Origin of the sequence: Tahibacter sp. (assembly GCF_032229445.1) — a bacterium.
Classification (GTDB): domain Bacteria; phylum Pseudomonadota; class Gammaproteobacteria; order Xanthomonadales; family Rhodanobacteraceae; genus Tahibacter.
This window is the reverse complement of the sequence record NZ_JAVTWC010000087.1, coordinates 29,451-44,648: the sequence shown is the minus strand read 5'-3', so window position 1 is coordinate 44,648 and position 15,198 is coordinate 29,451. Positions and strand designations below refer to the sequence as shown.

Annotated in this window: 7 protein-coding genes; 3 read left to right on the top strand and 4 right to left on the bottom strand. The window is 65.1% G+C overall.

What is annotated here, in order from left to right; genetic code table 11:
- Nucleotides 1-670 precede the first annotated feature (670 nt).
- The 3 genes from RUU78_RS15195 (at nt 671) to RUU78_RS15185 (ending at nt 8,950) form a co-directional block, all read left to right on the top strand.
- Nucleotides 671-5,260 carry a non-ribosomal peptide synthetase gene (locus RUU78_RS15195; RefSeq protein WP_313918058.1) on the top strand — a complete coding sequence of 1,530 codons (4,590 nt, stop codon included), beginning with the start codon at nt 671-673 and terminating at the stop codon, nt 5,258-5,260.
- Between the two features lie 26 nt (nt 5,261-5,286).
- Nucleotides 5,287-7,923: a 50S ribosomal protein L11 methyltransferase gene (locus tag RUU78_RS15190; protein ID WP_313918056.1), complete on the top strand. Its 2,637-nt coding sequence runs from the start codon at nt 5,287-5,289 to the stop codon at nt 7,921-7,923.
- Between the two features lie 79 nt (nt 7,924-8,002).
- Entirely contained in the window at nt 8,003-8,950 is a 948-nt protein-coding gene (locus tag RUU78_RS15185; protein ID WP_313918054.1) for an acyltransferase domain-containing protein, read from the top strand.
- Nucleotides 8,951-9,082: 132 nt separating this feature from the next.
- On the opposite strand, the gene RUU78_RS15180 is transcribed toward RUU78_RS15185, so the two are convergent.
- The 4 genes from RUU78_RS15180 to RUU78_RS15165 form a co-directional block, all read right to left on the bottom strand.
- On the bottom strand, nt 9,083-10,264 hold the full coding sequence (locus RUU78_RS15180; RefSeq protein WP_313918060.1) for a glycosyltransferase: 1,182 nt from the start codon (nt 10,262-10,264) through the stop codon (nt 9,083-9,085).
- A 452-nt stretch (nt 10,265-10,716) separates the two neighbouring features.
- Nucleotides 10,717-12,447, bottom strand: a complete 1,731-nt coding sequence (locus RUU78_RS15175) for an amino acid adenylation domain-containing protein (RefSeq protein ID WP_313918052.1) — start codon at nt 12,445-12,447, stop codon at nt 10,717-10,719.
- The gene (locus RUU78_RS15170) at nt 12,428-14,170 is read right to left on the bottom strand and encodes a condensation domain-containing protein (protein ID WP_313918050.1); all 1,743 of its coding nucleotides are present in this window, start codon (nt 14,168-14,170) and stop codon (nt 12,428-12,430) included. Before RUU78_RS15170 ends, RUU78_RS15175 begins: the two co-directional genes overlap by 20 nt.
- Nucleotides 14,171-14,391: 221 nt before the next feature.
- The gene (locus RUU78_RS15165) at nt 14,392-15,198 is read right to left on the bottom strand and encodes a 4'-phosphopantetheinyl transferase superfamily protein (RefSeq protein ID WP_313918048.1); all 807 of its coding nucleotides are present in this window, start codon (nt 15,196-15,198) and stop codon (nt 14,392-14,394) included.

The window sequence follows — 15,198 nt, the reverse complement described above, 5'->3', positions numbered from 1 at the left end:
TTCTGATCACTCTGAACGCCCAACGGGCCGGGACGAAGAGTGATCGCCCAGAACCACAGATTCTGATCACTCTGAACGCCCAACGGGCCGGGCTCGCCAGATGCCCGCGTAGCAGGTATTTGGCGCGGTTGTGGAGATCGGGTGCCAGGTAGAAGTGCGGTAGCGCCAGGAATGGTACTTGCGGGACAGGACACTGGACGTCGGCAGCACAAGGGGGCACGGTGGCAGGGCGGCCGCGAGATTCGCGGCGTGTGATCGGGCGGGCTAGGCCGGGCGTGATGACGACTGCGACGGCGCTATGCCTGCCACGTGATGAGCGCGCAATGGTGTCGATAGTGCCGCATTTGCGTTTCGCTGCGGCTGTGCCGGCTGCACTCCTGGTTGCGCGCCTCGTGACCGGGATGCGCGCACTACCGGTGGCATCGCGTGGCATGGCCGCGGACGCGTGTCGTCAATCCGGGTTGCTCCGCATTCGGTGGACTTCGGTGCGCTTCCCGACCAAGTGCATCTCGCGTGCCGTCAGGGTGCCCGCGGCACGGAAACGTGCCGCTCGCGATCAGCGCGTGAGCGAATGATCCGGGCAGACGAATCCGGGCCCGCGCCGGTCTCGTCGACTCGAATCCGACAAAACGACGGTTATTCGAGATCACATAATCAGATGAGGTAGTGAATGTCTTCCCGTCACGATGTGTCCGAACTTACCCCACAGCAACTGCAAGCCCTGGCGGATCGGCTGCTGCGTCAACGCAAGACGGCGGCTGCGCCGACGGCGAGCATTCCGGACGAAACGCCGACGGCACTGAGCTACGCGCAGGAAGCGTTATGGCTGGTGGAGCGACTCGGCACGGGCGTGCGGGCGTACAACGAGACGATGACGCTGCGGCTCGAAGGTGAGCTGGACGTCGGCGCGCTCGAGCGCAGCCTGTCCGCGGTCGTGCAACGACACGGTGCGCTGCGTGCGCGTATTGACGTGAGCGACGATGGGTCGCCGCATCAGGTCATCGAGCCGGCGCGGCCGATCACGCTGGAAGTCCTGGACCGGCCAGATATCGACGACGACGGCTTGCATGCCGAACTGCATGCACTCGCCGACCGCGCATTCGATCTGGCACAGCCGCCGCTGTTTCGGGCTACCCTGGTACGCATCTCACCCAGATCGCATGTGCTGCTGTGGAACGTGCATCACATCGTATGGGACGAGTGGTCGGTGCAACTGTTCCTGATCGAGTTCGGCGCGCATTACGCGGCGTTCGTGCAAGGGCAGCCCGGTCCCGGGCTGGCGCCGGTCGCGCTGCAGTACGTGGATTTCGTCGCCTGGCAGCGCGGTCACATGACGCAGCAATCGCTCGAACAGCAGCGCGCCTACTGGCGTGGCTGCCTGGCTGGCGCGCCGGCGCTGCTGACCTTGCCGATCGACCGTGCACGACCGGCGCGCCGGACGTTTCTCGGAGGCAACCATTACTTCGAGTTGCCGGTGCGCGTGGCGACGTTGCTCGAAGCGACGTCGCGCGCGGCCGGCGCGACCCTGTACATGACGCTGCTCGCGTTGTACCAGGTCCTGCTGGCGCGGCTGAGCGGCAGCGCCGACATCGTCGTTCGATCGCCGACTTCCGGACGCACGCATCCGCAGGTCGCCGGGGTGATCGGGCTGTTCGTCAACATGCTGCCACTGCGGAATATCATTCACGGCGATGTCACGTTCGCCACGCAACTGGACCAGGTGCGCCTGGGCACGCTGGACGCGCTGGGCAATCAGACGTTTCCCTACGAATGGCTCGTCGCCGAACTGGTACGCACGCGCGACCTGTCCTACGAGCCGATCGCTCAGGTGGATTTCGTGCTGCGCGAAGAGCATGAGGCCGGCGGTACGCTGCCGGGCATTGCCGTGCTGCCGCTGGAAACGCTGCATTCGGGAGCGATCAATGATCTGACCTGGATCGCGCGGCCGGATGCGGGAGGCATGCGATGTGAATTCGTATACGCGACCGACCTGTTCGATCCGGTGACGGTGCAGGAATTCGGCGAGCGTCTCATACGGCTCGCCCGCAGCGTCGTCGACGAGCCGGCTGTGCGCCTGGAACAGATCGATCTGCGCCTGCCTTACGACGAGGCCGTTGCCCGAGCCCGCTATCCGCTGACGGCCGTGCAGCAGATCCGCTGGCGGCAGATCGACGATGCGGCCGCGACGACGGTCCCGCGCATGATCTGCGTCATCGTCGAACTGGCGGAAGCCGTGGATCCGGTGCGGCTCGCGCAGGCGGCGAACGCGCTGTCGGCACGAACGGAGGCGCTGCGGCTGCGTTTCGAAGCGGTCGCGCCCGGACGCGTGCTGCAGCAGGTCGCTGCCGCCGTACCCGTGGAACTCTCGCAGGTGGACGTGTCCGTCGCGCCCGACGTGGAAGCGGCTGCGACGGCGGCGATCGAGGCGTTCGCGCGATGCGACGCGGGCATACTCGATGCGGCCGCCTTCGACGGACTGCTGGTCAAACTGGGTGATGCGCGATTCCGTCTTGGCTTCCGCTATCACCCGCTGGCGTTGGATTCGGCACAGGCCGACGCGCTGACGCGACAGTGCCTCGCCGACTATGCATCGGCGTCGCCGGTAGCTGCGCCGGGCGGATCGCTGCGACGGCACTGGCATGTCGAGACGGAGTGGTACTACGGCCCGCGGTCGGGAGCGGCGCAGGATTTCTGGCGCAGCGTGCTGGCCGATTCGGTCGCGGTCACGTTCGCCGCGGGCAGCAGTCGCCAGCCCTTGTCGGCACCGGTCCGTATCGGCGGCGATCTGCCGGCAGCACTGACCGACGCAATCGGCGCCTATGCCGGCGCAGTGGATTGCAGCGTCGCCGATCTGATGTTCGCGTTGATCGCCCTGTACGTGCAGCGGGCCACCGGCACGCAACGGCCGCGGGTAGGTTCGTCGGTGACGATTGCGGCGGCGCACGATGTCGTGGCGGCTACGCAGGCGTTTGTGCCGGTCGTGGTGGTCGCGGAGGCGGCGGCCGCGGTGGGCGCCAACGTGCAGAGCGTTCTCGCACAGCGACGACAGTCCACCGGGTACGCACGCGACTACGCGCCGCTGCAAGCCGGGCTGCTCGCCGACGACGAAGAGGCGTTCCGCGTCGCGATCGACGTCGAGGGCGGCACACCCGAGGCGCGCGGCGGCGTGCAGGTGCAAGCGGCCGACCGGCACGACCTGACGATCAGCTATGGGCTGGATGATGCCGGGCGCTGCATCGGGCTGTCGCTGCATGCCTATCCTGGTCAGCACCAAGTCTGGGAACTGGAGTCGGTGCTCGCCGCGCTGACGAGCTTCCTGCGCAGCGTGTGCACGGCGACGCCGGCGCTGCCGTTGCAGCGGGCGGACATGATGACGGCGCAGGAACGCGAGCGGTTGCTGGCCCAGGTATGCGCACCGCAGTGCGTCGATGTCGGCACCGAGTGGGTCCACGAGCAGTTCACGCGCCAGGCGTGCCTCACGCCGGACGCAGTCGCGGTGCGTATCGGGACCCAGGAGATCACCTACGCGCAATTGGAGGAGCGCAGCAACCGCTTCGCCGGTTACCTCGTGCGGCGCGGGGTCGGGGCTGACTGTGCGGTCGGGCTGTTCCTCGAACGATCGATCGAACTGCTGGTGGCGATTCTGGGCACGCTCAAGGCCGGCGGAGCGTATCTGCCGATCGATACCGAATCGCCTGATGCGCGCATCGCCTACGTGCTCGGCAATTCGAAACCGACGTTGCTGATCACGACGGCGGCGTTTGCGCAGCGGCTCAAACCGGTCGTTCCGGATACGCTGATCTGCGCGATCGACAGCGTGGATTTTTCCGGCAGCCCCATTACCCCGGTGGTGCGCGTGCACGGCGAGCAGCTCGCCTATGTGATGTACACCTCCGGCTCGACCGGCCAACCCAAGGGCGTGGAAATATCCCATGCGGCGCTGCTCAACTGCATTGCGTGGATGCAGGCGGAATACGGCCTGGGTGCGGGCGATCGCGTGTTGCAGAAGACCCCGTACACGTTCGACTTCTCGGTCTGGGAACTGCTCTGGCCGCTGATGACCGGTGCGCGCCTGGTGCTGGCAAGGCCTGGCGGACACCGCGACGCGGAGTACCTCTACGGGCTCATTCGCAGCGAAGGGATCACGCTGACGCATTTCGTGCCGTCGATGCTGGCTGCGTTCCTGACGCAGGCACCGACGCTGGACTGTCCATCGCTGCGTCACGTGACCTGCGGCGGCGAGGCGCTGCCCGCAGCACTCGTCGAGCGCTTCTTCGCCGCGCATGCGGGCGCGCGTCTGCACAATCTCTACGGGCCTACGGAAGCCACTATTCAGGTCAGCTATTTCGAGTGCCTGCGCGAGTCGGCGTCGAGCGGCGTGCCGATCGGGCGTCCGATGTGGAACACGCGCCTGTACGTGCTCGACGAACAGCTGCAGCCGGTTCCGCTGGGCTTCATCGGTGAGCTCTATATCAGTGGCGCCTGCGTCGCGCGCGGTTACCGCAACCGCCCTGACCTGACCGCGGATCGCTTCGTCGCCGACCCGTTCGCCGGAACGGCGACCGCCCGCATGTATCGCACCGGAGACTTTGCGCGCTATCGCGCAGATGGTCTGCTCGACTTCCTCGGCCGCTGCGACCAGCAGGTCAAGATACGCGGCGTGCGCATCGAGCTCGGGGAAATCGAGGCGCTGCTCGCGCAGCACGCGAGTGTGAAGCAAGCCGTCGTGCGGCCGCTGGCACGCGACGGCGACGTACGCCTCGTCGGCTACGTGATTCCCCGCGACGGCATGAGCGTATCGCCCGACGTGTTGCGCATGCATCTCAAGCAGCACCTGCCGGAGTCCATGCTGCCGTCCGCGTTCGTGTCGCTGGCGGCGTGGCCGGTGACGGCCAACGGCAAGCTCGATCACCGCAGTCTGCCGGCACCCGATGCCGGCACGCAGTCGGCACGCGAGTACGAACCACCGCAGAGCGGCACCGAGGCGAGTCTCGCGTCCATCTGGTCGCAACTGCTCGGTGTCGAACGTGTCGGGCGCCGCGACAACTTCTTCGAGCTCGGCGGGCATTCGCTGCTGGGCATGCAGGCCATCGCGCGCGTGCGTGCGCGGCTCGAGGTCCCGGTGCCGTTCGAGGCGATGTTCGAATGCCGCGACCTGGAGGCGCTGGCGCGGCGCATCGACGCAATCCGCTGGTCGCGGGAGACCGACGAAAACAGCGACGACGACGTTGGCAATTCGCGCGAACGGCTCGTATTCTAGAGAATCGGCAGAAGGGAAACCGCAACATGACGGAGTGGCACGAGCGATTGCAGCGCGCACTGGCACGCGGCAATCCCGAGGAGATGAAGGCGGCGCTGGCTGAAGTACCCGGCAACGTGTTGTATATGGCGGTGCCGATGCTGTCACGCATGGCAGAAGAAGCGACGCGTCGCAACGAGGTCGAGGAGGCGCTGACCTATCTGAACCAACTGGTAGAGGTCGAGCCCGACTCGGTCCGCTGGCGGCTCGACCGCGCGAATCTCAACCGCAAACGCGACGAGCCGGTGCTGATCATCGAGGACGCTACGCATGTCGCGGGGCTGGAACCCGACAACTGCGTCGCGGCGCGGCTCCTGGCCGAAGCGCATGACGGGCTGCGCAACGCGCGCGAGGCCGTGGACGCCTACCGCAAGCTGGCCGCGCTGGAGCCCGACGACGAGGCGGTCCGGCAACGCCTCGACTACTTTCAGAAGCAGTTGCGCAAGGACGAGGTTCTGCAGCAGGTGCTGGACCCGGAATCGGCGGCCCAGCAACCGCCGCCCGTGATCGAGCCGCCGCCGGCGACGCGATTCGATCCGAGGCTGCTGCTCGACCCGGCGATACCATCGTCGATGAACCCGGCGATGGTGGCGGGCCTGAAGCAGCACCTGTGGCGCTACAGCATCCATCATTCGGCGCGCAACTCGCTCGAGCGTCTGGAAGACGAGCGCTGGCTGCAGACCTGGGATGACGCGCTGGCCGCGACGGCGGGCGGCCGCGTGCTGCTGCACGGCAGCGAGTTAGGCATTTTCGCGGTGCGCGCACTGGTGCACGGCGCTGCACATGTGACCGTGGTGGAACCCTCGGCGCTGGACGCGCGCATCGCGTCCGGCGTGATCCAGAAGCACCTGCTCGCAGGTTGGCACGCCAGGCACGGCGCGGACGTGCCGTCGTGGACCGAGGAGGAAAGGCGCGCATCGTTTGAGCAGTTCGCTGCGGCGATCGACGTGCTCGGCCCGGCTGAACTGCAGCCCGCCGACTACGACTGGCTCGTGTTTCCGAATCTCGACCACACGCTGCTCGGTACCGGCATCGTGCGTACGATTCGCGGCTATCGCGAACGCGGCGCGACAAAGCTGCGCGTGTTGCCGCGCAAGGCGCGCGTGTTCGCCATGGGCGTGCAGTGGGCGTATCCGGGTACCGGATTCGACCTCCAGGCGCTGAGCGGATTGCGCTGGGCGCCGTATCCGCAGCCGCTGGATCTGTCCGAAGCATGCTGGACCGCGCTGACCCCGGCGAGCGAAGTGGGCGAGATCGATCTGGAAGACTTCGTCGAGCAGGTCTGGTCGCGCGAACTGCCGGTCGTGCAGCAGGGTAGGCTGGATGCGATCGTGTTCTGGTTCGATCTCGATCTGGGTGGCGGGCGCCTCGATACGTGTCCGGGCAGCGGTCTGACGAGCGTGAGGCCCGCGGTCCAATATGCCGATTCGGCTGTGCTTGATGTCGGCTCGACAGTGGCGCTGCGCATCCATGTGGATACGTCGCGGATCTATTTCGAAACCGTTCCTGCCGCGAGCGAACTGCGTTCGGGCGCGCTGCCGAGCTGGTACTTGCCGATGGTCGTGGACGAGGGGAGAAATTCTGCATATCGCAGCGCGCTCGCGCAGCGTCTGCAGGAACGCAGCGAGGCAGCTGTCCTGGACATTGGCGGTGGCTGCGGCCTGCTCTCGATGATGGCGGCGCAACTCGGTGCACGACGCGTCGATGCCTGCGAGCTGGACGGCGCGCTTGCCCGCGCAGCCGAAAAGGTGCTCGGCGCGAACGAGGCCGGCGAGCGCGTGCACATCATCAACAAGGATTGCCGTCACCTGAAGGTTCCGGACGATCTGCCCGGCAAGGCCGATCTCGCGGTATTCGAACTGTTCGATTGCAGCCTGATCGGTGAGGGTGTGCTGCATTTTCTCGCTTACGCACGCGAGCACCTGCTTGCGGATGATGCGATCTACGTGCCGATGGCCGGCCGCGTGCGCGCGATGCTGGTCGAGTATCGTCTCGACCGGATCTGGGACATCGATGTCAACATCCTCAATCCGTACCGCTTCTCGCCGGAATTCATCAACGTCGATGCGAACCGCATCGTGCACCGGCCGTTGAGCGAAGCCTTCGACGTCTTCGCCTTCGATTTTGCCAGCGCGTCGCCGGAACCGCAGGAGTGCGAGATCGATCTCGTCGCCAGCGCCGACGGCACCGCCGGAGCGGTGCTGTTCTGGTTCGACCTGCAGCTCGCGCCGGAGCAGTGGCTGTCGAACGCGCCGGGAGCGCCACAGTCGTTCCACTGGAAGCAGGCACTGCAGTTCCTGCCCGAAGTGCAGGTGCGCGAGGGCATGTCGCTGCCATTGACGGCCAAACACAACGGCAGCGCGCTGACGTTTCGCTGGCGGCCTGATACGTTGCCGGCAGAGTCGTACTCCAAGCTGCCGCGCTTTGATCCGAACGCGTTCCAGCAGGCGGCTCAACTGCAGGCACAGACAGCCAGCCTGTTCCAGCACTGCATGTCCGACCGTGCGGAATACGAGCGTGTCGCTCAGCTCGCGCAGTTGTTCGCGATCGACCCCGCCGCGCATGAGCTCGATCCGCGCATCGCGCAGCGTTTTGCCGCGAAGTTTCTCGCGAACGGCAGCTGAGGGCGGCATACGCCTGCGTCTGCCGAACCGGTATCCGAACATCGATCGGGAGATTCGCGCGCCGCACGCGGTCACGCTCATGTCGAGGCTCAAGACGATCTTCATGTTCTCGGGGCAGGGGTCCCAGTACTACCAGATGGGGCGGCCGCTGTATGACGGGAACGCGGTGTTCCGGTACTGGATGGATCGTCTCGACGCCTGCGGTCGGCGCGAGGCCGGCGCCTCGGCCATCGGACTGATCTACGATCCGAAGCGTACGCGCGCGGACACGTTCGAGCGCACGCCGCTCAGCGGTGTGGCGATCTTCATGGTCGAGTACGCGTTGACGATGGCGCTCGAGGCCGAAGGTCTGCGCGCAGATCTGACGCTCGGTGCGAGCCTGGGTACCTATGCTGCAGCGGCGGTCGCCGGTGCGATCGCGCCGGAAGCCGCGCTCATCGCGATCCTGCAGCAGTCGGAGGTCGTGCGGCGGCATTGCCCGCCGGGCGGCATGCTCGCCATCGTCGCCGAGCCCACGCTGTTCGACCTGCCGGAACTGTGCAGCCGTTCAGAGCTGGCCGCGCTGAATTTCTCCGGTCATTTCGCCGTCGCGGGGCTGGAGCACAACCTCGTCGCGATCGAAAGCTTTTTGAGTGCCAAGGGCGTAATACACCAGCGGGTGCCGGTGTCACACGCGTTTCATTCGCAGTGGATCGATGCCGCGCACGCGCCGCTGTTGCGCGATTTCGAAGGGTTGCCGCTGGCGCCGCTCAGAATTCCGCTGGTCTGCTGCGCACAGGCGCGCACATTCCACAGCATCCCCGACGGATTCTTCTGGTCGGTGATCCGCCGGCCGATCGAATTCCAGCGCACTGTCGCCGAACTCGTGCGGGAAGGTCCTTTTCGCTATGTCGACGCCGGTCCGTCGGGCACGCTGGCGGGTTTCCTGCGCTATTTGCTGCCGGCCGGGTCGCCGGCTCAAGTGCAGCGGGTGCTGGCGCCGTTCGGTAGCGAGATCAGGAATTTCGAGGCGGCGATCGTCGTCTGAGCGCCGCGCTGGCTTCGGCGCGCGGCGTGGCGGACGAATGCCGACGATGGCGTTTCGCCGCTGGCATGGGCAGGGTGCTGCCCCTCACGTGTTGCCACGGGACCCGGAGGTCGCAGCGGAACCCGAATAGTGTCACGCCTTCACCCCGAGCTCGCGGGCGTAGCGCTCGATGAACTCGCAGACACGGGACGTCGCATCGTCGTCGATGCGGCCTGCGACGACTTTCGCTGCCTGTGTCATATGCGCGTCTGCGACGGTGTTCGCGACGACGTGCGTGATCAGGTCCACCCGGAACTCGGCGCGATCGATGCGCGTTCCGCATCCCAGCGCGACGACGCGATCGGCATTGGCAAACTGATCGAAGGCGATCGGGCAGATGATCTGCGGCACGCCCGCACGGAAAGCCTGCGCAACGGTCCCCGCGCCACCGTGATGGATTACTGCAGAAGCGTAGGGAAACAATTGCTTGAGCGACACGTAGGGCACCGACATGCATCCGGACGGCAACGGCGAGGGCAGTTGCTCCGGGTATCGGGTCAGTACCACCAGGCGTTCGCCGATCGAGACGCAGGCTTCGATTGCATTGGCGTACAAGGCCGCGTCGGTTTGTGCGTACGTGCCAAAGGTGACCACCAGCGGGGCCTTGCCACGAGCCAGGAAATCCACCAGCTCCTCGGACAGTGCCCGACTATCGTCCTGTGACTCGAACAGATAGTGCAGTGGGATGACGTTGGCCGGGCGCTCGAGGTCGGAAGCATCGAGGAACCATTCCGGATAGAGACCCAGCGCCCGGTCGGGCGTCAGCAGCCAGCGCAGCCAGCCTTCCTGCATCGGGGGGAGTCTGATGCTCTTCCGGATACCGTTGAGCACGTCCCCGAACATCTGGTCGAACTCGCCGGCGTCGAGATGGACGCGTGGCGCATACTGGATTTCAATCAGCGGCATCTGGAATTTTTCCCGGAGGAACGGGAATCCCGCGCCAGTCATTGCGGGAGCCAATCCGATCGAATCGCCTGGAACGAATTCTTGCCAGACGAAGCGAATCGTTTCAGCTACGGCAGGCAACGCCATGTGAATCCAGGCCTTCATGTTTTCCAGATGCGGCTCGGACTCTCGCGGCAGCGTACGCCAGGAATCCCATTGCTGCTGGCTCAGCACGGCATGGGCATGTAGCCCGCTTTCGCGCACCTTGGTTTCCGCATCGGCGGTGGTCAGCACGAATACCCGATGGCCGCGTTGCTGCAGCGCGCTACCGAGCGAAATGACCGGATTGACGTCGCCCAGACTGCCAATGGCACACGCGAAAACTATCATTTGCCACTTCCTCTGAGGCGCATGTTGGCTTTCCCTGAACAAGTCTGTTGCGGTGCGCTGGCATCGGATCAGCCTATCGAGCTGGTTAACGCGTGGATCAGATGAGCGTGACCTGCGCTGATCAACCGCGGAACACGCGCGCGCTCGCCGGGAGGCGATCCTCTCTGACACGCAGACACAGGGTCCGTTGAAGGGCGCTGGTCGGACTCATCGGGCCGTTTTCTCCCGACGGACGGGCGCTGCGCCGAGCTACAGGAACGGCTTGCGGTCTCAGCGCGATAGCGCAGCCAGCGCTCCGGTACCGGCGGATTGTCGTTAGCAGCAATGTTGACCGACGCGACAATTGTCTGGACTGTGCCGGACGCCGCATGGCTGCGCAAGATCATCCGGACGCCAGGGCGCTTTTTCGCCAGCGACACGGCGACCGATCACGATTGCCTGTAGCGCCAGGTTCACGCGTAGAGGACGGCAAGCTCGAGAGCGTGTTCGGAGGCCGTGGCGAAGCTGAAGAAAAGCCGCGCACACCAGATTTGCGCCAATCCCAGCACCGCGTTCCGTGCTGTGCGCGGGCGGCTTTGGACCATGGCCAGGGCATGCTTGCGATCGAGCTTGCCATTGTTCGACTTTGGCAACGAATCCAGCCAATTGAATTCGCTCGGAATCATGTAGCTGTTCAACTTGCGCGACAGAAACGACTTCAGCTCGCGCACGGCCATGGGCGTTCCGGACATGAACGCCGTGAGTTTCTTGGTTCCGTCGACTTCGACGACAATCACGGCCGCTTCGTCTACGGCCCCGTGCGACATCAGTACCGCTTCGATCTCGCCGAGTTCGATGCGATAACCGCGAACCTTGACCTGGCTGTCCATACGCCCGTGAAATTCGAATCCGCCGTCCTCGAGCTCGCGCGCGAGGTCGCCGGTCTTGTACAGGCGTGGGCCGCGGATGTGTGGGAAGCGATTTTCGACAAACGCCTTCGCGGTCAATTCAGGCGCCTTGTAATAGCCGGCAGCGAGCCGGATACCGGCGATGCACAGCTCACCGAGCTCACCTTTCGCTGCGAGCTCGCCGTTCTCGTCCACGACGAGCATCTGCACGTCACTGCTGTCGGGTATGCCGATCGGAATGATCATCACATCTTCGGCGGGACGCGAGTCGATCAGGTAGTTCGAGATCGTGACCGACGCCTCGGTCGGTCCGTAGAGGTTGATCAGCTTGGTGCGCAGGCCGTAGCGGTCGATCCATTGACGCACGAAGGGTGCCGGGATTGCCTCGCCCGCGAAGGCGATCCAACGCACGCGTTCGAACGTGACGTCCTCGTCCCGCATCGCCCGGATGAACTCGCCGAACATCGACGGCACGAAGTGAACGACCGTGATCTGGCTCTCGACGAGCCATTCGGCGAGCGCCCATGGGTTTTGCAGCACGTTCTTGCTGGCCATGTACACCGTCGCGCCGGCGAACAGCGGCGGAAACAGTTCGGCCATCGACAGGTCGAAACAGCACGAGGCCATCTGCGAGCACCGGTCGCCTTCCCTGATGTCGAGCGCCTTGCGTTGCCAGTCGAAGCGGCTCGTCATGCCGTCGTGGCGCAAGGCGACGCCTTTGGGGTGGCCTGTGGAACCCGATGTGTAGAAGATGACCATGAGGTCCGTCGGCGCGACGACGACGTCGGGTGGCGCCTGCGGCGCCTGATCCAGGTCGTTGCGGCCCAGACGGCGATACGGAAGCCGTTCGAGTGCTCGCTCCGCGCTGGCGGCGACATCGTCCAGAAACAACAACGTCTTCAGTGTTGCCAGCGGCGTGTTTTCCAGAAACAGGGCCGAGTAGGTCTCGGTGACCACGCTCGACTCGGTAACCAGCGCCTCGACTTCGGCGTGGTCGAGTATGTAGCGCACGCGATCGGCGGGAAACTCCGGATCGACGGGCACGTAGACACCGCCTGCCTTCACGATGCCGAGCAGGCCGGCGAGCAAGCGAGGGCCGCGCAGCGTCAACAGTCCGACACGGGTCCCGGTCTCGATGCCGTGGGCACGCAAGGTATTGGCGATCCGGTTGGAAAGCCGATCCAGCTCCGCGTAGCTGAGCTGCTCGTCCTTGCCGGTCACCGCCGGCAGATCCGGGGTCAGGCAAGCCTGGTGCATGAACGCCTTGTGCGGCGTGTCAGGAGTCTGTGAATCCATCGGGATAGTGCCCCTCAATGACGGAAGCCATTTGTGCCAGCGTTCGGCAGGCAAGCAGTGCATCTCGATCCAGCGTCTTGAGACTTCGCGAATACAGATGTGCGGCGAGACGGACGCGCTGCAGTGAATCGATGCCCAGATCGCCTTCCAGGTCGAGGAAAAGCTCGTCGGGCGCAATCTCCAGGTGCATCGTCTCGGCTGCGATATCCAGCAGCTGCGTAGCGACTTTGCCCAAGTGGCCGGTGGGTGCCGGTGACGCGTCGGTGGAAAGATCTGAGGACGGCGCGGTCGGGTTCGCGTAGGTTTCCAGCTCCCCTGCACAGCGATCCAGGAAGCGCTCGATCAGCTGGACGTCGAAATATGGGCTGTCGAACACGAAAAACAGCATCAGGCGCTCGCCGAAGATCAGGAACTGGCATTCGAGAGAGCCGGCAGGATTGGTGCCGCCCGTCCGGATGCGCGCGACCTGTACGTCCTTGCCCGCGGGACCGAAGCGGGCGTGCCCGAGAAACGAAAGGTGCAGGTTGGCGCGCTGGGTGTCGGTAGCGTCGCCGGGCGTCTGCTCCGGAACCGCGCCTCCGACCAGCGGAACCTTTTTCACCTGGTCCGCGAACACTCGGGCGAGCGCGCGATCGAGACCCGAATTGAGTCTCTTGTGAGCCTGCGCGTGAACCGCCGCAAGGACATCCTCGAATCGCACATCGGGATCGGGCACTTCGAAATCGGTTGGCGCACACTGGGCGAAGCCGGCAAAGACGCCATCAAATGCAACGTCCGGATAGTTCGTGCCGCTGGTTGCAAGCTGTATGGCGATGTTTTTCGGGTGCGGATGAACCGCCATGGTCCTGAGAAACGCCGCCAGCATCACGGAGTTCATCGAGCAGTTCAGTTCGGCCGTCTTTTTCAGCAGCGCGGAAGTCGCTTTCTCGTTCAGTGCCCGGGAGCGGACCTCGAATCGCCGTTCGGATACCGAGGCCTTGCTCCGGTTGGGATTCCACAGGCACATTCTGGAATACGCAGGCGGCCTTTCCAGTTCGTCCTTTACGAGTGCGAGTTCCTCGACCGTCGGCTGGTAGCGGCCGATTCGCGCCAGCCTGTCGGCGTACTCTCCGACGCTGATGGCAGGTGCGAGCCGCGCCGCGCGCCCGGCTAGCCGGGCCGTGTAGATCTCGAGAAACTCCCCGAGCACCAGGACCTCGCCCAGCGCGTCCGCGATCGCGTGGTCGCCGGCGAAGAACAGGTGCAGTTCATCGTCAGCGACACATTGCATCGAGAAATGGTGTAGTGGCCAGTGATCGAACTGCCACTCCACGTGGCCCAGTCTCTGGAATTCACGTCGGACGCACAGTTCCTGCTCGTCTCGGGCAAGTCCACGCAGGTCCTCGAATGTCATGGCTGGCGGTTGGACGTTCTCCAGAATCGATGCGCGGCCGGCGCCGAGCGTCGTCGCCTGCTTCGGAATCTCCAGGCACAGGCGCAAGCCCGGATGGCGCTCGACGAGTTCCCCCCAGGTTGCCTGCGCAACATCGGGGTCGAATGCGCTGCGGAACTGGATTCCCATGCAGATCGCCACCGCGTCCCGCGGCTTGTTGAGGAGCAGCCTGAGGTACTGGTAGTCGAGCAGCCGGGCAGGGTGGCGAACGGCGCCTTCGGGAACGGGCTGCTGGTAGACGCGCGGACCGCCACGACGATTTTCTGCAATCTTCAGACTTGGCGTCGACATGCGGGCGTCTCGGGCTCACGATGGGGAACGACCACGCAGGCCGGAGTAGCCATCAGTGATTTTCCACTCAAGGCCTATGGGTCGTTGATTCGTCGTCGCTGATTCGTCTGCCAATCCGGAGCCTGTCCGGATGCCGGGCAGGAGGATATAGCAGAGGCTTTGACTGCAACAAGGTCGTTGAACGAATGCGTGACGTACGCCACCGGGCGACGCGGGAGCGATCAGGGTTGTCGGGGTGGTGACCGGCGTCTGAGTGCCGCACTCAGCTCGACCGGTGTCGCGGAGAGCGGACAGGCGATCTGCGGCAGGGCCGGTTGCAGCACGAGGCGCGGAGCTTCGACAAAACGCTGTTCCAGGCACAGCGACACCAGATAGTCCGGGCTGGGTTGCAGTTGCCAGAAGGTCCAGCGCTGCGGCGCCTCGTCGAGGTCCGGGTCGGTGTCGAGCAGGACGGTCGCTTCCGAGGGATACGAGAAAGTGAACCGGTCCAGCGGAATCGACAGCCCCATGCCGCACGCCTTGATGTAGGACTCCTTCAGCGTCCAGTACTCGAAAAAACGGTGCTGCTGCCGCGCCGGCTCGAGTGTGCGTAGCTCGCGCGCTTCGTCGCGCGAAAAGAACCGGTCGGCGACTTCGATCGGCGCTGCACGCGATGTGACGTTTTCGACATCAACACCGACGGCGGCTTCGCGGGTAAGCGCGAGCGTGATGAGGCTGTGGGTGTGCGAGAGGTTGAAGTGCAGCGCGCAGGCGTCACCGTGCCTGGCGGCGATGGCCGGGCGGCCGTAGTCGTTCACGGTGAATCGCCAATCGGCAGCCGGTATCGGCATGTAGCGCGACAGCGTCGAGCGGACCAGCGCCCGCGTGACCAGGTAACGCAGGCGATCGCGCTCGAAGTGGAAGCGCGCCATCTGTACGCGTTCCTCGTCGGTGAGCAACTCGCGATAGCCGGCCGGCAGGTCCGAACTGGCGAACCGGTCGTAACAGGCCAGCCACAGGTGCACTTCGCCCGGCGCCAGCGTGAGCAT